Source organism: Streptomyces sp. NPDC001599, from assembly GCF_042893535.1.
Taxonomy (GTDB): Bacteria; Actinomycetota; Actinomycetes; order Streptomycetales; family Streptomycetaceae; genus Streptomyces.
Map to the genome: position 1 here is coordinate 158,461 of NZ_JBIAVA010000005.1, position 18,051 is coordinate 176,511.

Below are 18,051 nucleotides of genomic sequence, written 5' to 3' on the forward strand. Positions count from 1 at the left end.
TCCCGCGTACCACGGGCGCGGTAGGCCGGTCGGAGCCCGGCGGGCCGGTCAAGGTCCGGCAGACCGCCGAGCAGCCGGGCTGCCGTCACGGCCCCGTGGGCCGTCCCGGCGGGTGAGTGGTCCCGTCCGGTGAGCCGTCACGCCCAGCGGGCGGTCCCGGCCCGGCGGCGTCGTGGTCCGGCGGTCGGCGACCGGCGACCGGCGGACAGCGGACAGCGGACAGCGGACAACGGACAGCGGACAGCGGACAGCGGACAGCGGTCAGCGGACCGTCACGGTCCCGCGGGCTCGCGGACGTCCTGCGGGACCGTCACCAGCCAGCGGGTGTCGCGGCGCGGGCGCAGGTACAGGGCCCAGTACAGGGTGGCGACGGCGGCGATGGAGCCGGTCAGCAGCAGGTGGCTCGCCTCCTGCTGGGTCAGGACGTAGGCGAGGACCGCGATCAGCAGGACCGGCACCACCGGCCACAGGGGCATGCGCCACGCGTGCGCGTGCCGGTGCGCGCCGCGCCGGGACAGCAGGGCGGCGACCGCGACCAGCAGGTACATGGCGGTCACCGAGACGCCGGTGACGCCGTACAGGGTGTCGAGGTCGACGTAGCACAGCGCGGCGCCCGGCACGCCGACGGCGAGGGTGGCGACCCACGGGGAGCCGAACCGGCCGAGCCTGGCGAGGAGTCCGTTGACCGGGGCGGGCCAGGCCCTGTCGCGGGCGGAGGCGAACAGCACGCGCGAGTTCTGGATGACCATGACGATGCCCGCGTTGACGATGGCGAGCGCCACGCACAGGCTCACGAAGGTGCCGACGGCGGAGTCGGACCAGGCGGTGACCATGGCGCCGATGTCGCCGCCGGTCAGTTCGGCCAGGTCGGAGGCGCCGAAGGTGATGGCGACGACCGGGACCAGGATGATCACGGTGGAGATGGCGAGGGTGGCCAGCACCGTGCGGGCGACGTTGCGGCGCGGGTTCTCCAGCTCCTCGGAAAGGTAGACGGCGGTGGAGAAGCCCTGGGTGATGAAGAGGGCGATGGCGAGCCCGGAGACGACCAGCATGGCCGTCACGGGGTCCGCACTGCCGCCCGTGGCGCCCACCTCCATCGACACCAGGCTGCCGGGCCCGCGCTCGGCGTGGGCGAAGCCCAGCACCGCGACGACGGCCGCGGCGATGACCTCCAGGACCAGGAACACGCCGGTGATCCAGGCGTTGGCGCGCAGGTCGAGCAGGCCGGCGAGGGTGGCGAGCAGCATGACGCCGGCGCCCGCCAGGGAGGGGTCGAGGTGCAGGACCGGTTCGAGGTAGTCGGCCGTGCCCATGGCGATCACCGGGGGCACGATCATGACGACCAGCAGGGACAGCACGAAGACCAGCCAACCCGCCAGGCGCCCGGCCATCGTCGACACCATGGCGTACTCGCCGCCCGCGCTGGGGACGAGGGTGCCCAGCTCCGAGTAGCAGAACGCCACGGCGACACAGAGCACGGAGCCGATGGCAATGGTGAGCGCGGTGGCGGTGCCGAGCGAGCCGAAGAGGTCGGGGACGACCACGAACAGCGTGGAGGCGGGGGTCACGCACGACAGCGTCAGGAGGGTGCCGCCGACGACCCCGATGGAACGCTTCAGCGTCCTCGGCTCCGGAGGTGCCGGAACGTCCGGGGGCGCGGCGGCGGTCTCGACGGGGCGGAGCGTGTCGGTCATGGAGAGGTTCCGATCGACTCGTGCGGCGTGGTTCGCGAGGGAGCGCTATCGCCTCCGGCGGCTGGGTCGTACGTGGTTCTGGTCCGCTCCCGACGCCAGATGGAATCCCGACGAAAACCGCCGCGTCAATGGGTGTTTACCTACGGAAACCGTTGATCAAACCCGTCTGTACATCCGGAAACAGCAGCATGACCCTTGACGCAACGGGAGTTTGAGCCGTGCGGGAACCGTAGGGGACGGGCCGAAAAAACCCGCCGTCGTCCGGTATCCGGAGGCTGTCGGTGGGGCCCGGTAGAGTCCTTCGCACAGTTGAATCACAGGAACGCAGCAACGGGTGGGGACTCATGAAGCTGAAGTACACCGCGGCCTGGGTGGGGCTCACGGCGGCCGCGATGGTGGCGGCGACCGCGTGCGGCTCGGAGGGCGCGAAGACGGCGGCCGAGACGGCCGACAAGGCCGTGGACAAGGCGGACACGATCATGGCGGCCCTCACCCGGGCCACCGACCGGACCGAGGAGCTGGGCTCCGCCGAGGTCAGGACGACGACCGAGCTGGGCACCGGCGAGCCGATCGCCATGGACGGCACGTACTCCTGGGGCGACGGCTACGCGCTCGACGTGGAGATGGACGCCGAGGCCGCGCAGATGCAGGAGCTCACGGACTCGCCGACCGTGCGCACCCTGTTCGTGGACGGCGCGTACTACTACGACATCGATCCGCAGCCCGCCGGCCCGCTCGCGGGCAAGGAGTGGATGAAGATCGACGGGTCGGCGGTATTCGGCGAGTCGGGTGCCGCCGCGATGGCCGGGGGAGGTGGCGAGGGCAGCCCAGCGGACTCCATGAAGGGTCTGAAGTACGCCAGTGACGTCGAGAACCTCGGCAAGGAGACCGTCAACGGCAAGCCGGCGACCCACTACCGCGCGGTGCTCGACGAAGAGGACATGGGCAAGTTCAAGGAGGCCTTCAGCGGCGCCGACAGCATGCTCAACTCCGCCTCCGGCGGCAGCTCGATCACCATGGAGATCTGGGTGGGCGCCAAGGATCTGCCGGTTCGCCTGAAGCAGGACTTCGGAGCCATGACGGTCACCATGGACTTCGACAAGTGGGGCGCGACGAAGGACATCGTCGCCCCGCCCGCCGACCAGGTCGGTGACCTCACGCAGGAAGTGAAGGACGCCGGGGTGCAGCAGGGCTGAGAAGACGCGAAGGCGCCCCGTCCCGTCCGGAGCGGGACGGGGCACCTTGTGTGTCAGTGGTTGCGCGGGAAGCCCAGGTCCACGCCCGCCGGGGCGTCGGCCGGGTCGGGCCAGCGGGTGGTGACGACCTTGCCGCGGGTGTAGAAGTGCGTGCCGTCGTTGCCGTAGATGTGGTGGTCGCCGAAGAGCGAGTCCTTCCAGCCGCCGAAGGAGTGGTAGCCCACCGGGACCGGGATCGGCACGTTCACGCCGACCATGCCGGCCTCGATCTCCAGTTGGAAGCGGCGGGCCGCGCCGCCGTCCCGGGTGAAGATCGCGGTGCCGTTGCCGAACGGCGAGGCGTTGATGAGGGCCACGCCCTCCTCGTACGTCTCGGCGCGCAGCACGCACAGCACCGGGCCGAAGATCTCGTCCTGGTACGCCTTCGCGGTGGTCGGCACCCGGTCGAGCAGGGAGATGCCGATCCAGTGGCCGTCCTCGTGACCGTCGACCGTGTACCCGGTGCCGTCCAGGACGACCTCGCAGCCCTCGGCCGCCGCGCCCTCGACGTAGGAGGCGACCTTGTCGCGGTGCGCCCTGGTGATCAGCGGGCCCATCTCGGAGGACGGGTCGGTGCCGGGGCCGATCTTGATCTTCTCGGCGCGCTCGCGGATCTTCTCGACCAGTTCGTCGCCGACGGCGCCGACCGCGACGACCGCGGAGATCGCCATGCAGCGCTCGCCGGCCGAGCCGTAGGCCGCGCTCACGGCCGCGTCGGCGGCGGCGTCGAGGTCGGCGTCCGGCAGGACCAGCATGTGGTTCTTGGCGCCGCCGAGGGCCTGCACGCGCTTGCCGTTGGCGGAGGCGGTGGTGTGGATGTAGCGGGCGATCGGGGTCGAGCCGACGAAGGAGACGGCCTTGACGTCCGGGTGCTCCAGAAGGCGGTCCACGGCCACCTTGTCGCCGTGCACGACGTTGAAGACGCCGTCCGGCAGTCCGGCCTCGGAGAGCAGTTCGGCGACCTTCACGGCGGCCGAGGGGTCCTTCTCGCTGGGCTTGAGCACGAAGGTGTTGCCGCAGGCGATGGCGATCGGGAACATCCACAGCGGCACCATCGCCGGGAAGTTGAACGGCGTGATGCCCGCGACCACGCCGAGCGGCTGCCGGATCGAGGACACGTCGACCCGGGTGGCGACCTGCGTCGACAGCTCGCCCTTGAGCTGCACGTTGATGCCGCAGGCCAGGTCGACGATCTCCAGGCCGCGCGCGACCTCGCCGAGCGCGTCGGAGTGCACCTTGCCGTGCTCGGCGGTGATCAGCTCGGCGATCTCGTCGCGGTGGGCGTCCAGCAGCGCCCGGAAGCGGAAGAGGATCGAGGTCCGCTGGGCCAGCGAGGACTGACCCCAGGTCAGGTACGCCTCCTTGGCGGCGGCGACCGCGGCGTCCACCTCGTCGACGGAGGCGAAGGCGACCTTGGTGGTGACCTCGCCGGTCGCCGGGTTCGTCACCGGCCCGTACGTGCCCGAGGCGCCTTCGGCGGTCTTGCCGCCGATCCAGTGGTTGACGATGTTCGTCATGACCGAGAACTCCTTCACAGATGGCGGCGACGGGTCGAGACGTGCCGTTGGTGCAGCTCACGCTGTTCGTGCTGGTCACGGGCCGGGACCGGGGACGGTCGGGTCGCGGTCTCGGCCCTGACTCCATCCCAGCAGCCGGGCGCCGCGGGCGCGCCCGACACTGTGTCTGCGGTTTGGGTGTCCGCGTAGACACGTGGGGCAGTGTGGGCGGCCCGCGTCGGGGCGCGACGCAGGAACCTCCGGCGCGGAGCCGGTGCGAGCGGGGAGTTGGCGCTCGTGCCTCGCTCCTGCCAGGGCGAGGCCGCCTTCCCGCGCCGGAGGCGTTCGGTGGGGGAACCGGCGCCCCGGCCGTGTGCCGTCGGGTCGTGCGCCATCGCGTTCCCTCCTTGCCCGCGCCCTTGCGTCACCCCGGTTTCTAGCCCCGTGCGTGCGGCCTGTCAATGTTTTGTCCGGACATTCGGACGACGTAGTCCGAGTGGCGGCCGAGGGGCGTACGGCGGAACGCCTGCGTCCGCCGCAGTCAACGCGCCGCGCCTGAACGACGGCGTACGCCTGTGTGGCACTCGTGTCACAAAAGCGCCCTCCGCGTCACACATGTCACGCGCACGCGGGTCTTCCGTCACACCCGGGAACGGGCCCTGACCGCTCGTCACCCCGCGTCGTTCACCCGGAACAGGCTTGGTGATCGCCAGCAGCGCCCGGCTCCCCCCGGCGGCCGTCCCCGGTCGCCGCCGCGGCGCGCGCAGGGAGGTGCGACTAGTGACCGACCGAAGGCTCTGGTCCTACAAGGACATCGCGGCCCACATCAAGGTCCAGCCGGACACCGTGCGGTCGTACCGCAAGCACGGGCTGCTGCCCCCGCCCGACCACGTGGAGGGCGGAAAGCCGTACTGGTACGCGGAGACGGTCCGGGCGTGGGTGGCGTCCCGCCCCCGCAACCGCAACCGGTAGAAAACCGTTCTGTGCCCCACCGCCGGGTGGGGCACAGTGCCGTGCATGGACTTCTCCGAGAAACCCGTGCTCACCGGCGACAAGACCGTCCTGCGGCCGTTCACCGCCGAGGACGCCGACGTGATGTGGGAGATCGTCAACGATCCCGAGGTGGTCCGCTTCACCTTCGAGCCCACCACCGAACTCACCCTCGACAAACTGCGCTCCTGGTACGGCGTGCGCACCGCCGATCCCGACCGGCTCGACCTCGCCGTCACCGACCGCGCCACCGGCGAACTCGTCGGCGAGGTCGTCCTGTACGAGTGGGACCCCGCGGCCCGCGGCTGCACCTTCCGGACCCTCATGGGGCCCCGGGGACGCGGCCGCGGGCTGGGCAGCGAGGCGACGCGGCTCATCGTCGGGCACGCCTTCGAACAGGTCGGCGTGCACCGCGTCCAGCTGGAGGTCTACGCCGACAACCCGCGGGCCCGGCGGGTGTACGAGAAGGCCGGTTTCGTGGTGGAGGGGGTGCGCCGGGAGGCCGCCCTGCGGGGCGGCGTGCGGGTGGACGAGGTGCTGATGGCGGTCCTCGACCACGAGTGGAAGGCGCACGGACGCGACGCAGGTGGACGCGGGTGACGGGTGAGCGTCGCCTTTATACCCCCTAGGGGTAAGGTGGAGGGTGAGTGGTCCGGGCCGGACCACGGGTACCCGCCGGTACCCGCCCACGCGCACCCCGACGAGGAGTAAACGACATGACCGCCCAGACCGACACCACCCAGGACTCCGTCACCACCGTCTACAAGGTGAGCGGAATGAGCTGCGGACACTGCGAGGGCGCCGTCTCCGGCGAGATCTCCGAGATCGCGGGCGTCACCTCCGTACAGGCCGTCGCCGCCACCGGCGAGGTCACCGTCGTCTCCGGGGCGCCCCTGGACGACGCGGCCGTGCGCGCCGCCGTGGACGAGGCGGGCTTCGAGCTCGTCGGCCGGGTCTGAGCCCGGCGCAACCACCCCCGTTCTGGAGTCCGGACCATGACCAGCACCACCGCGGACACCCGCACCTCCACGACGGCCACCGGGCCCGATCCCGGCCCCGATCCCGGCCTCGCCGAGGTCGAGCTGCTCATCGGCGGGATGACCTGCGCCTCCTGCGCGGCCCGCGTCGAGAAGAAGCTCAACCGCATGGATGGTGTCACCGCCACGGTGAACTACGCGACGGAGAAGGCCCGGGTCAGCTACCCGGTGACCACCGGGGTCGCCGACCTGATCGCCACCGTCGTGAAGACCGGGTACACCGCAGAGGAGCCGGCGCCGCCGCCGGAGCCCTCGGACGAGGTCGGCGCCGAGGAGCGCGGCACCGGAGACGGCGACGGCGACCCGGAGCTGTCGGCCCTGCGTCAGCGCCTGCTGGTCTCCGTGCTCCTCGCCGCCCCCGTCGTCCTGCTCGCCATGGTCCCGGCGCTCCAGTTCGACAACTGGCAGTGGCTCTCCCTCACCCTGGCCGCGCCCGTCGTGGTCTGGGGCGGGCTGCCCTTCCACCGCGCCGCCTGGACGGGCGTGCGGCACGGCGCGGCCACCATGGACACGCTGGTCTCGCTCGGCACGCTGGCGGCGTTCGGCTGGTCCCTGTGGGCGCTGTTCTTCGGCGACGCGGGCATGCCGGGCATGCGGCACGGCTTCGACCTCACCGTCTCCCGCACCGACGGCGCCTCCGCCATCTACCTGGAGGCGGCCGCCGGGGTCACCGCCTTCCTGCTCCTCGGCCGCTGGCTGGAGGCCCGCTCCAAGCGCCGCGCCGGTGCCGCGCTGCGGGCGCTGCTGGAGCTGGGCGCGAAGGACGTCGCCGTACTGAGGGACGGGCGCGAGGTGCGGATACCGGTGGCCCGCCTGGCGGTGGGCGACCGGTTCGTCGTACGCCCCGGCGAGAAGATCGCCACCGACGGCACGGTGGCCGAGGGCGCCTCGGCCGTGGACGCCTCGCTGCTGACCGGCGAGTCCGTGCCGGTGGACGTCACCGTCGGCGACGCCGTCACCGGCGCCACGGTGAACGCCGGGGGCCGGCTGGTGGTCGAGGCGACCCGGGTGGGCGCGGACACGCAGCTGGCGCGGATGGCGAAGCTGGTGGAGGACGCGCAGAGCGGCAAGGCCGAGGTGCAGCGGCTCGCCGACCGGATCTCGGGGATCTTCGTCCCCGTCGTGCTGCTGATCGCGTTCGCCACCTTCGGCGGCTGGCTCGGTGCCACCGGTGACACGGTCGCCGCGTTCACCGCGGCCGTCGCCGTCCTGATCATCGCCTGCCCGTGCGCGCTGGGCCTCGCCACCCCGACGGCGCTGCTGGTCGGCACCGGTCGCGGCGCCCAGCTCGGCATCCTCATCAAGGGCCCGGAGGTGCTGGAGTCCACGCGGCGCGTCGACACGGTCGTCCTGGACAAGACCGGCACCGTCACCACCGGCCGCATGGCCCTGCACGAGGTGTACGCCGCCGAGGGCACCGACGAGGAGGAGCTGCTGCGGCTCGCGGGCGCCGTCGAGCACGCCTCCGAGCACCCGGTGGCCCGCGCGGTCGCCACCGGTGCCGAGGAACGGCTCGGCACCCTGCCGGGCGTCGAGGACTTCGAGAACGTCCCCGGGCGCGGTGTACGCGGGCGTGTGCAGGGCCGTCAGGTGGCCGTGGGGCGCCTCTACGACGCTCTGCCGCCCGCGGTGTCCCGGGCCAGGGACGAGGCCGAGCAGCGGGGCCGTACGGCCGTCGTCGTCGGCTGGGACGGCGAGGCGCGCGGGGTCCTCGCCGTGGCGGACGCGGTGAAGGAGACCAGCGCCGAGGCGGTGGCCGGGCTGCGCCGGCTGGGCCTGCACCCGGTCCTGCTGACCGGCGACAACCGCCGGGTGGCCGAGTCGGTCGCGGCGGCCGTCGGCGTCGACGAGGTGATCGCCGAGGTGCTGCCCGAGGACAAGGTCGCGGTGGTGGAGCGGCTGCGGGCCGAGGGCCGTACGGTCGCCATGGTCGGCGACGGCGTCAACGACGCGGCCGCGCTCGCCACCGCCGATCTGGGCCTGGCGATGGGCACGGGGACGGACGCGGCGATCGAGGCGGGCGACCTGACGCTGGTGCGCGGTGACCTGCGGGTGGCGGCGGACGCGATCCGGCTCTCCCGGCGCACCCTGGCCACGATCAAGGGCAATCTCGTGTGGGCCTTCGGCTACAACGTGGCCGCGCTGCCGCTGGCCGCCGCCGGGCTGCTGAACCCGATGATCGCGGGGGCGGCGATGGCCTTCTCCTCGGTCTTCGTGGTCACCAACAGCCTCCGGCTGCGCGCCTTCCGATAGCCCCGCGCCGGCACCGGTCCCGGCACCCGTCCCCCCACCGGCCGCCGACCGGACCGCCGCACCTCTGTTCACATGCTGCTCGCGCCGATCGTCAAGGGCGGCCGCTCGTGACCGTCGCTGTACGCGTACGCCGGCGACCCGCCGGAGGTGGACGCTGCCGCCCGGTCGGTGCGGAACCGGTCCGCGCCGTACAGGACCAGGGCCCAGGCCAGGCAGGCGAAGGCCGCTGTGTGCAGCAGCGCGCGCACGATGTTCCAGGTGACCCAGGCCGCCTCGAACCGTTCGCGGACGGCGGCCGGGTCGCCGATGGAGTCCGGCGCGCCGGCCCGCTCCAACCGGTCGTTGAGCGGGACGTTGGCCGCGACGGTCACCGCGAACGCGACCAGGTACAGCACGAGCGCGGCGACGAGCCAGGGCAACGCCGGCCGCCCGTGGCCGCGCCGGGCGAGGAACACCGCCAGAGCGATCAGCGGGATCGTCCCCACGAACGGAAGCATGAACACGGGGTTGAGGATCGCCTTGTTGATGCCCTGCATCGTCGCCACGAACGTGTGGTCGGACGTGCCGCGCAGCCCCGGCATCACGGCATAGGCGAAGGCTGCGAAGAGCCCCGCCATCAGGCCGGAGGCGATGACGGAGGCGAGCAGGGTACCGGTCTGCGTGGTTTTCACGAGGCGGCCTCGGGGGTCCAGACGCCGGCGGCCGCGGCCTCGGCGACGTGGTCGGCGAAGTCGCGGGCCGGCCGGCCGAGGACCTGCCGGACGCCGTCTCCGAGATGGGCGTTACGGCCGTCGAGGACGCTCGTGAACAGATAGGTCAGCAGGTCGGTGACGGCGGCCGGGACGCCGTGCGCGGCGAGTTCGGCCGCGTAGGCCTCCGCGGGGACGGTGACGTAGCCGATCTCGCGGCCGGTCGCCGCTCCGATCGCGGCCGTGGCCTGCGCGAAGGTGAGCAGCCGGGGCCCGGTCAGGTCGTAGGTGCGGCCGGTGTGCCCGCCTTCGGCCAGGACGGTGGCGGCGACCTCGGCGATGTCGTCGGCATCGACGAACGGCTCCTCGACGTCCGCGACCGGCAGCGCGAGTTCCCCGTCGAGGAGCGGGCCGAGGAAGTCGCCCTCGCTGAAGTTCTGGGCGAAGAACGAGGCACGCAGGACCGTCCACTCCGCACCCGAGGCCGCCAGCGCCTTCTCGCAGGCCTCGGCCTCCGGCTCGCCGCGCCCGGAGAGCAGCACCAGGCGGCGTGCTCCGGTCCGTACGGCGAGCTCGGCGAAGGCGCCGATCGCCTCGGGGGCGCCGGGCACGGCGAGGTCCGGCTGGTAGGAGACGTAGACGGCGTCCACGCCGGTCAGGGCGGGCTGCCAGGTCGTGGAGTCGTTCCAGTCGAAGGGGATTCCGCCGGACCGTGAGCCGATCCGGACCATGTGGCCGCGTCCGGTCAGCCGGCGCACGACACGGCGTCCGGTCTTTCCGGTTCCGCCCAGGACCAGGGTGAGTGCGGGGGACGTCGTGGACGTCATGGTGATCGCCTCGGCTTTCGTGGAGGGGGCTTCGTGACCGCGTTCCCGCGGTGTGCTCCCAGCCTCGGCCACCCGGGGATCGCCATCAATTGGCAATCGTGCAAGGATCGTTGACCTGTGGGTTGACGGTGGGGGGCGTGGTGGAGCGACGTGAGATCGAGATCTTTCTGACGGTCGGCGAGGAACTCCACTTCGGGCGCAGTGCCGAGCGGCTGCACGTCTCGGTGGCCATGGTCAGCAAGACGGTCCAGAAGCTGGAACGGTCGGTCGGCGCGGCCCTCTTCGAACGGACCAGCCGACGGGTGGCCTTCACCGCGATCGGGCGGCGTCTCTTCGAGGATCTGAGGCCCGCGCACCAGGCGGTCCTGGACGCCTTCGCGCGAGCCATTGCCTCGGGGCGGGGCGTGGACGGCGTGTTGCGGGTCGGGTTCCTGGGGACGGCCACCGCGGAGTTCGTGGTGCGCGCGGCGGAGCTGCTGCGGACCCGGCATCCGGGATGCGAGGTACGGCTGCACGAGAGCCGTTTCACGGACGGGACGGCACCACTGCGCGACGACGTGATCGACGTCCTGCTCATCGACAACTTCGCGGCTCCGGTGTCGACGCTCGCGCCCGAGCACAGCGCGGGCCCGGTGCTGTTCCGGGAGGCGCCGATGCTCGCCGTCTCGGCACGGCATCCGCTGGCGCGGCGGGCGGCGGTAGAAGTGGCGGAGCTCGCGCGGTACGAAGTACTGCGGCCGCGGGCGTCTTCGGAACAGACGGTGCGGAGCCCCGCTCCCGGGCAGGCGGCCGGGCGGACCGTCGCCGGGCAGACGGCACGATGGGAGGCTCCCGAGGGCGCGGAGCGGTTGTTCGGCGCGGGGCGGGCGGATTCGCCGTCGTCCCCCCTCGGCAGAGCGCCCCAGGGACGGGCCGCCGGGAGGAGCACGGAGTTCGGCAGCGTCCAGGAGATGTGGGCGCTGGTCGGCGCGGGCCACGGGGTCTTCCCCGTCCCGTCCCACGCGAGGGTGTACGACGCCCGCCCCGACGTGGCGTTCGTCCCGGTCAAGGGCGCCCCGCCGTACGAGTGGCGCCTGATCTGGCTCTCCGCGGCGGACAACAACCGCATCCACGCCTTCTCCGAAGCGGCCTGCGACTACGTGGCGGCGCACCCCGACCCACTGACCGCGCCCGCGTAGGCGCCGCGAGGATCCCGGACCGTCTCGATCGCGATCAGCGCTGACACCGCCGCACACAGCGGTACTACAACGGGGAGTTGACGTGCAGAACACCGACAGCGGACCTGCCCTCATGGCCGTGGCGGTCGTGGGCCTGGTGGTGCGGCAGCAGTTGCGTACCCGCCCCGTGCGGCGCACCGGCTCACTGATCGCCCCTGTGGTCCTCGGTGTCCTTGGGGCGGCCGGGCTCGCCCTGGGTATCGCCTCGGTCGACGAGCACCACCCCCTGACCGCGCTGTCCGTCGTCCTCCTGGTGGCGAGCCTGGCCGTCGCGGCGTCGTTCGGCGCGGCCAGGGCCCGGACCGTACGGATCTGGCGTGGGCCCCGGAGCGAGGTGCTGCGCAAGGGGACGGCGGCGACGACCGGCCTGTGGTTCGCCTCGGTCGCCATACACATCGTGCTGGCGCTGTGGATGGACCACACGGCCGGAGCCGGACTGCTGGGGGCCGCGTCGCTGTACGCGTACCTGGCGATCGGTCTGGGGACGCAGAACCTCCTGGTGCGCAGGCGGGCCGCCGCGCTGTGACGGGCGGGCGGACGGGCGGACGGGCCGCGACGACTGGTCCGCATTTCATGCAGGTAGAGGGGCTGCGCCTCTGGAGTCCGGCACGCACCTCACATAAGCTCTTCACAAGGCTCGCGCATCTTCCTTACGCTTGAGGCCCGTGCGACGTACGGGGCTCTTGCGCACCTAACGGACATATGCAAGAGACGCAGATCACAGTGATGCGAACGTAACCATCGAAGGGGTTCGAAGGTCTAAGTTGGCGATGTCAGGCAGCGTCTTGGGGGGCGCCACCTGGCATCTGGGGATGTCTTGGGGGACTTTCCCAGAGCTGCGTTGCCGGGACACGTACACCGGGAAGCTTTGAGCGGCCCTCCCGGGCGTGCGCTGTCCCGGCAGACCGCGCGGCAAGCACCACCGGCACGACCAGCAGTACCAGCACCACCAGCACGACACAGCGAATTCAGGCGCTGTCCTCACAGACGCCCGGCCGGATCCCGTGGGGGGAATCCGCACCGGGACATGGGAAGGCGCCCTGGATCGTCGGCCCGTGGGGGGACCGGCGCCAGGGCGCCTTCTGCTGTCCGTCCGTCTCCTCCTGGACCCTCACGGGACCTCCAGGACCGCCCGGGGCACGGAAAAGTCCCGTACCACTCGGGGCGGTACGGGACTCACCAGCTGCGCTGCGGGGGTGCCTTGCGGCTCAGCGCTCCTCGACGGGGATGAAGTCGCGCTCGACGACGCCCGTGTAGATCTGGCGCGGGCGGCCGATGCGGGAACCCGGCTCCTTGATCATCTCGTGCCACTGGGCGATCCAGCCCGGCAGCCGGCCGAGGGCGAACAGGACCGTGAACATCTCGGTCGGGAAGCCCATGGCCCGGTAGATCAGACCGGTGTAGAAGTCGACGTTCGGGTAGAGGCTGCGCGAGACGAAGTAGTCGTCGGAGAGCGCGTGCTCCTCCAGCTTCAGGGCGATGTCCAGCAGCTCGTCGGACTTGCCGAGCGCCGAGAGGACGTCGTGCGCGGCGGCCTTGATGATCTTGGCGCGCGGGTCGAAGTTCTTGTAGACCCGGTGGCCGAAGCCCATCAGGCGGACGCCGTCCTCCTTGTTCTTCACCTTGCGGATGAAGGAGTCGACGTCGCCGCCCGCGTCGCGGATGCCCTCGAGCATCTCCAGCACCGACTGGTTGGCGCCGCCGTGCAGCGGGCCCCACAGGGCGTTGATGCCGGCGGAGATCGAGGCGAACATGTTCGCCTGCGAGGAGCCGACCAGACGGACCGTGGAGGTCGAGCAGTTCTGCTCGTGGTCCGCGTGCAGGATCAGCAGCTTGTCGAGCGCCGCGACGACCGTCGGGTCCAGCTCGTACTCCTGCGCCGGGACCGAGAAGGTCATGCGCAGGAAGTTCTCGACGTAGCCGAGGTCGTTGGCCGGGTAGACGAACGGGTGGCCGATCGACTTCTTGTACGCGTACGCCGCGATCGTCGGAAGCTTCGCGAGCAGCCGGATCGTGGAGAGGTTGCGCTGACGCTCGTCGAACGGGTTGTGGCTGTCCTGGTAGAAGGTGGACAGCGCCGAGACCACCGACGACAGCATGGCCATCGGGTGGGCGTCGCGCGGGAAGCCCTTGTAGAAGTTCTTGACGTCCTCGTGCAGCAGGGTGTGCTGCGTGATCTCGCCCTTGAACGCGGACAGCTCGTCGACGGTCGGCAGCTCTCCGTTGATCAGCAGGTAGGCGACCTCCACGAAGGAGGAGCGCTCGGCCAGCTGCTCGATCGGGTAGCCGCGGTACCGGAGGATGCCCGCCTCGCCGTCCAGATACGTAATGGCGGATTTGTAGGCGGCGGTGTTGCCGTAACCGCTGTCCAGCGTCACCAGACCGGTCTGGGCGCGGAGCTTCCCGATGTCGAAGCCCTTGTCACCGACGGTGCTGTCGATCACCGGGTAGGTGTACTCGCCGTCGCCGTACCGCAGTACTACAGAGTTGTCGCTCACGTCTTTCCCTCACCGACGTAGTGCCTCATCTTCGAGGTGCCCTGACTGTCTCTACCATCCCCCACTTGGCTCAGGAGAGTGCACTCGGGGTCGACCATCGGGCCTATTGGCGGCACTCAGTGCCGCCAACTTGCTCATCCTGCCCCCTCCGGGGCCCATCCGGAAGCCTGTGTGACCTTTCCGACTCGTTTGATCGATCATTTTTTTCACACGGTCCGGGAGGTTTACCGGAAGGTTTCAGGTTCGGGGCCCCGCCAGCCGGAAGTCGAGCGCCGTGCACCGCCTCCCGGCCGACACCGTCCGCACCGCCTGCCCGATCGCCTTGCGCGAGCCGACGAGGACGACCAGCTTCTTCGCCCGGGTGACCGCGGTGTACAGCAGGTTCCGCTGGAGCATCATCCAGGCCCCGGTCGTCACGGGGATCACGACGGCCGGATACTCGCTCCCCTGCGACCGGTGGATGGTGACCGCGTACGCGTGGGCCAGTTCATCGAGTTCGTCGAATTCGTACGGCACCTCCTCGTCCTCGTCCGTCAGCACGGTGAGGCGCTGGTCGACCGGGTCGAGCGAGGTGACGACGCCCACGGTGCCGTTGAAGACGCCGTTCTCGCCCTTCTCGTAATTGTTGCGGATCTGGGTGACCTTGTCGCCGACCCGGAAGACGCGTCCGCCGAACCGCTTCTCGGGCACGTCCGGGCGGCCCGGGGTGACGGCCTGCTGGAGCAGCCCGTTCAGCGTCCCGGCGCCGGCGGGTCCGCGGTGCATGGGCGCCAGCACCTGCACGTCCCGGCGCGGATCGAGCCCGAACTTCGCGGGAATGCGCCGCGCGGCGACATCGACGGTGAGCCGCCCGGCCTCCTCCGTGTCGTCCTCGACGAAGAGGAAGAAGTCCTTCATTCCGTCGGTGAGCGGATGCTGCCCGGCGTTGATCCGGTGGGCGTTGGCGACGACGCCGGACTGCTGGGCCTGCCGGAAGACCCGGGTGAGCCGGACGGCGGGGACGGGGCTGCCCGGCGCCAGCAGGTCCCGGAGCACCTCCCCCGCCCCCACGCTCGGCAGCTGGTCGACGTCCCCGACGAGCAGCAGATGGGCCCCCGGCGGCACGGCCTTCACGAGCTTGTTGGCCAGGAGCAGATCGAGCATCGACGCCTCGTCCACCACCACCAGGTCGGCGTCGAGCGGCCGCTCCCGGTCGTAGGCCGCGTCGCCGCCGGGCTTCAGCTCCAGCAGCCGGTGCACGGTGGACGCCTCAGCGCCGGTCAGCTCGGCGAGCCGCTTGGCGGCCCGCCCAGTGGGCGCGGCGAGCACGACCTTCGCCTTCTTGGCCCGCGCCAGCTCCACGATGGACCGCACGGTGAAGGACTTGCCGCAGCCGGGCCCGCCGGTGAGCACGGCGACCTTCTCGCTGAGCGCGAGCTTGACGGCGGCCTCCTGCTCGGGCGCGAGGTCGGCGCCCGTACGCTGCCTGAGCCACCCGAGCGCCTTGTCCCAGGCCACGTCCTGGAAGCCGGGCATCCGGTCGTCGTCGGTGTGCAGCAGACGCCGCAACTGCCCCGCCAGGGCCAGCTCGGCGCGGTGGAAGGGCACGAGGTAGACGGCGGTGACGGGCTCGCCGCCCTCGGGGTGGGGCACCTTCTCCCGCACGACCCCGGGATCGCCGTCCGGCTCCTCGGGCTCGGCGGCCAGCTCGCCGAGGCACTCGATGACGAGCCCGGTGTCCACCTGGAGCAGCTTCACCGCGTCGGCGATCAGCTTCTCCTCCGGGAGGTAGCAGTGCCCCTGGTCGGTGGCCTGCGACAGCGCGTACTGCAACCCGGCCTTCACCCGCTCCGGGCTGTCGTGCGGGATCCCGACGGACTGGGCGATCTTGTCGGCGGTGAGGAAGCCGATGCCCCAGACGTCGGCGGCGAGGCGGTAGGGCTGGTTCTTCACGACGGAGATCGAGGCGTCCCCGTACTTCTTGTAAATGCGGACCGCGATGGAGGTGGACACCTCGACCGTCTGGAGGAAGAGCATGACCTCCTTGATCGCCTTCTGCTCCTCCCAGGCGTCGGCGATCTTCTTCGTCCGCTTGGGCCCGAGGCCGGGCACCTCGATGAGCCGCTTGGGCTCCTCCTCGATGATGGTGAGCGTGTCCAGCCCGAAGTGCTGCGTGATCCGGTCGGCGAAGATCGGCCCGATCCCCTTGACCAGCCCGGACCCCAGATAACGCCGGATGCCCTGCACGGTGGCGGGCAGCAGCGTCGTGTAGTTCTCCACGTGGAACTGCTTGCCGTACTGGGGGTGCGACCCCCAGCGCCCCTCCATCCGCAGCGACTCCCCCACCTGCGCACCGAGCAGCGCGCCGACGACGGTCAGCAGATCGCCGGCGCCTCTGCCGGTGTCGACGCGGGCGACGGTGTAGCCGTTCTCCTCGTTGGCGTACGTGACGCGCTCCAGGACACCTTCGAGGGTGGCGAGCCGCCGCTCACCGGGGGCCGCGGGGGGCTGGTTGGGCATGATCCGACGGTACCGGTGAGGACTGACAGGGATGACCGTGACCGGCTTCTCGGTACGCTCCGGGCGTGGACTACGCCAGGATGCGCGATATCGCCGAAGGTCTCGGATCCTACGCGGAGCGACTCGAAGGGGCTTGGCGCGTCGAGATCGGGCCGTCGGGTCCAGAGCTGGCCATGAGGTGTCCGTCCAAACGCCGTGAGGGCATGGTCCGTCGTATCCGCGAGCAACTGGACGCGCAGCTCTTCAACACCCGCCCCGGCTACATCTGCGCGAGCAGCCCCCAGATCGAGCATCCGCCCATCAGCCGCATGCGCCGCCCCGACGCCGTCGTGATCCCCGAGGCCACCCTCGACGAAGAGGGTCTGGCCGTCGACGCGACGCAGGTGCTGGCTGCCGTCGAGATCGTCTCGCCGTCCAACCCGAGCAACGACTACGACGAGAAGGTGGCCGACTATCCGGCCATGGGCATCCCGCACTACATGATCGTCGACCCGCGCACCGGCACGATCGAGGTGCACTCCGAGCCGTGCAAGGGCCGGTACAGCAGCGAGGAGCCGTACATCTTCGGCGACGCGGTGCCGTTCGGGCCGTGGACGGTGGAGACGTCGGAGTTCCGCCGGTACGGCAGGACCGGTTGACGGCGGGGTTCTCCCGGGCACGGCGGAGGGAAACATGGGCCTGACCTACGGCTACGACATCCATCTGCCCCCTCGGGGCGTCGCGGGAGCGCTGGCCGCCGTGGCCGAGTTGGCGCCGCCGTCCCGTGACGTGCCGCCGCTCGACGTCACGCTGCCCGGCGGCGAGCGGATCACCCTCCCCTTCACGTCCGGCTTCGGCAGCGAGCCGGTCGACTGCGCCGACAGCGAGACGCTCGACCTGGACACGTCCCTCATGTTCCCGGTGGACGACGCGGTGCGGGCGTACGCGGAGTCGTACGGTCTGCCGCCCGAGGAGGACGGACGGGTCCGGATCGGGTACGTCTACCTGACGGTCCGGTTCCGGTCGTTCCTGGACCCCGGGTACACGGCCCTGGAGTTCTGGGCGCCGACCTCCGGCATCAGCCGCCTGTTCGAGCGGTCGGCGGGCATCAGGAGGACGTTCACCGACCTCGCCGCCGCCGTCGGCGCCGCGTGCTGCCAGTTCGACCGGGGCGACGGCGGCCCCGGGGAGGTGTGCTGGGTCAGCGGCGAGGCGGGTTTCCCTCCGGCTCCGTCATCACCGTGAGGAAACGGGTGAAGGCGGCACGAGGCCCGGCTGGTGAGGCCATTGCCCTTTACCGGCCGGCCTGAGGCTTCCGGTGCCTGCCCGTCCCGGGCCCGAGCTTCGGAGCCGGTTCCGGGCTCGGGACGGCGCCGCTGTCGGGGTGAAGGGCGCGCCGTGCCTCCGCGAGGTTCACGGCGAAGCCGTAGGGCTCCCACTCGTGCCCGTTCCACCGCTGGATCACGCGAGGTGCGTCGGGGGCGAGGTGCGTTCCCCGGGGGCCGTCCCCCGCGACGAGCGGCACGGCACGCAGCCGTCCGATCTTCCGGTCCCGGCGCTCGGCCCATGCCGACAGGGATTCGTCGTCGTCCATCGTGCTTCCTATGGGCTGTGGGGCGCTGTGCTTTCCGGGAGCT

General features: G+C 71.3%; 16 protein-coding genes and 1 pseudogene. 9 read left to right on the forward strand and 8 right to left on the reverse strand.

Going from position 1 to position 18,051, the window contains the following annotated elements; all coding sequences use genetic code 11:
• Window positions 1–272: 272 nt before the first annotated feature.
• Window positions 273–1,694, reverse strand: a complete 1,422-nt coding sequence (locus ACFYZ3_RS15540; protein WP_388517176.1) for an APC family permease — start codon at window positions 1,692–1,694, stop codon at window positions 273–275.
• Between the two features lie 344 nt (window positions 1,695–2,038).
• Here ACFYZ3_RS15540 and ACFYZ3_RS15545 point away from each other — a divergent pair, with 344 nt between their 5' ends.
• Window positions 2,039–2,890 (forward strand): hypothetical protein, encoded by an 852-nt coding sequence (locus tag ACFYZ3_RS15545; protein WP_388517178.1) that lies wholly within the window; start codon window positions 2,039–2,041, stop codon window positions 2,888–2,890.
• 53 nt (window positions 2,891–2,943) lie between these two features.
• On the opposite strand, the gene mmsA is transcribed toward ACFYZ3_RS15545, so the two are convergent.
• Both mmsA and ACFYZ3_RS15555 read right to left on the reverse strand, forming a co-directional pair.
• Window positions 2,944–4,446 (reverse strand): CoA-acylating methylmalonate-semialdehyde dehydrogenase, encoded by a 1,503-nt coding sequence (mmsA, locus tag ACFYZ3_RS15550; protein ID WP_388517180.1) that lies wholly within the window; start codon window positions 4,444–4,446, stop codon window positions 2,944–2,946.
• 14 nt (window positions 4,447–4,460) lie between these two features.
• Window positions 4,461–4,670: pseudogene (locus tag ACFYZ3_RS15555) on the reverse strand (hypothetical protein); the annotation flags it as partial.
• Window positions 4,671–5,205: 535 nt separating this feature from the next.
• Here ACFYZ3_RS15555 and ACFYZ3_RS15560 point away from each other — a divergent pair.
• The 4 genes from ACFYZ3_RS15560 (at window position 5,206) to ACFYZ3_RS15575 (ending at window position 8,705) form a co-directional block, all read left to right on the forward strand.
• Window positions 5,206–5,397, forward strand: coding sequence for an AlpA family transcriptional regulator (locus ACFYZ3_RS15560; protein ID WP_016326277.1), 192 nt, complete (start codon window positions 5,206–5,208; stop codon window positions 5,395–5,397).
• 45 nt (window positions 5,398–5,442) lie between these two features.
• Window positions 5,443–6,015: a GNAT family N-acetyltransferase gene (locus ACFYZ3_RS15565; protein WP_388517182.1), complete on the forward strand. Its 573-nt coding sequence runs from the start codon at window positions 5,443–5,445 to the stop codon at window positions 6,013–6,015.
• A gap of 116 nt (window positions 6,016–6,131) precedes the next feature.
• A complete protein-coding gene (locus ACFYZ3_RS15570) occupies window positions 6,132–6,374 on the forward strand; it encodes a heavy-metal-associated domain-containing protein (protein WP_388517184.1) in 243 nt (80 codons plus the stop codon).
• A gap of 36 nt (window positions 6,375–6,410) precedes the next feature.
• Window positions 6,411–8,705 carry a heavy metal translocating P-type ATPase gene (locus tag ACFYZ3_RS15575; RefSeq protein ID WP_388517186.1) on the forward strand — a complete coding sequence of 765 codons (2,295 nt, stop codon included), beginning with the start codon at window positions 6,411–6,413 and terminating at the stop codon, window positions 8,703–8,705.
• Window positions 8,706–8,773: 68 nt separating this feature from the next.
• On the opposite strand, the gene ACFYZ3_RS15580 is transcribed toward ACFYZ3_RS15575, so the two are convergent.
• Together ACFYZ3_RS15580 and ACFYZ3_RS15585 are read right to left on the reverse strand one after the other, a co-directional pair.
• Window positions 8,774–9,376 (reverse strand): DUF1772 domain-containing protein, encoded by a 603-nt coding sequence (locus ACFYZ3_RS15580; protein WP_388517188.1) that lies wholly within the window; start codon window positions 9,374–9,376, stop codon window positions 8,774–8,776.
• Window positions 9,373–10,221: an SDR family oxidoreductase gene (locus ACFYZ3_RS15585; protein WP_388517190.1), complete on the reverse strand. Its 849-nt coding sequence runs from the start codon at window positions 10,219–10,221 to the stop codon at window positions 9,373–9,375. Before ACFYZ3_RS15585 ends, ACFYZ3_RS15580 begins: the two co-directional genes overlap by 4 nt.
• Window positions 10,222–10,358: 137 nt before the next feature.
• Between ACFYZ3_RS15585 and ACFYZ3_RS15590 the strand changes: the two genes are divergently transcribed.
• Together ACFYZ3_RS15590 and ACFYZ3_RS15595 are read left to right on the forward strand one after the other, a co-directional pair.
• Complete coding sequence (locus ACFYZ3_RS15590; RefSeq protein WP_388517192.1) at window positions 10,359–11,399, forward strand: LysR family transcriptional regulator; 1,041 nt, start codon at window positions 10,359–10,361, stop codon at window positions 11,397–11,399.
• A gap of 82 nt (window positions 11,400–11,481) precedes the next feature.
• Window positions 11,482–11,964 (forward strand): hypothetical protein, encoded by a 483-nt coding sequence (locus tag ACFYZ3_RS15595; RefSeq protein ID WP_388517194.1) that lies wholly within the window; start codon window positions 11,482–11,484, stop codon window positions 11,962–11,964.
• 682 nt (window positions 11,965–12,646) lie between these two features.
• Here the strand turns inward: ACFYZ3_RS15595 and ACFYZ3_RS15600 are convergent.
• Window positions 12,647–13,936, reverse strand: a complete 1,290-nt coding sequence (locus ACFYZ3_RS15600) for a citrate synthase (RefSeq protein ID WP_388517197.1) — start codon at window positions 13,934–13,936, stop codon at window positions 12,647–12,649.
• Window positions 13,937–14,173: 237 nt separating this feature from the next.
• Complete coding sequence (locus ACFYZ3_RS15605; protein WP_388517200.1) at window positions 14,174–16,435, reverse strand: ATP-dependent RecD-like DNA helicase; 2,262 nt, start codon at window positions 16,433–16,435, stop codon at window positions 14,174–14,176.
• Between the two features lie 65 nt (window positions 16,436–16,500).
• Between ACFYZ3_RS15605 and ACFYZ3_RS15610 the strand changes: the two genes are divergently transcribed.
• Both ACFYZ3_RS15610 and ACFYZ3_RS15615 read left to right on the forward strand, forming a co-directional pair.
• On the forward strand, window positions 16,501–17,073 hold the full coding sequence (locus tag ACFYZ3_RS15610; RefSeq protein ID WP_388517203.1) for a Uma2 family endonuclease: 573 nt from the start codon (window positions 16,501–16,503) through the stop codon (window positions 17,071–17,073).
• A gap of 34 nt (window positions 17,074–17,107) precedes the next feature.
• A complete protein-coding gene (locus ACFYZ3_RS15615; protein WP_388517205.1) occupies window positions 17,108–17,659 on the forward strand; it encodes a hypothetical protein in 552 nt (183 codons plus the stop codon).
• A 49-nt stretch (window positions 17,660–17,708) separates the two neighbouring features.
• Here ACFYZ3_RS15615 and ACFYZ3_RS15620 read toward each other — a convergent pair whose 3' ends face one another.
• The gene (locus tag ACFYZ3_RS15620) at window positions 17,709–18,008 is read right to left on the reverse strand and encodes a DUF6087 family protein (RefSeq protein ID WP_388517208.1); all 300 of its coding nucleotides are present in this window, start codon (window positions 18,006–18,008) and stop codon (window positions 17,709–17,711) included.
• Window positions 18,009–18,051 lie beyond the last annotated feature (43 nt).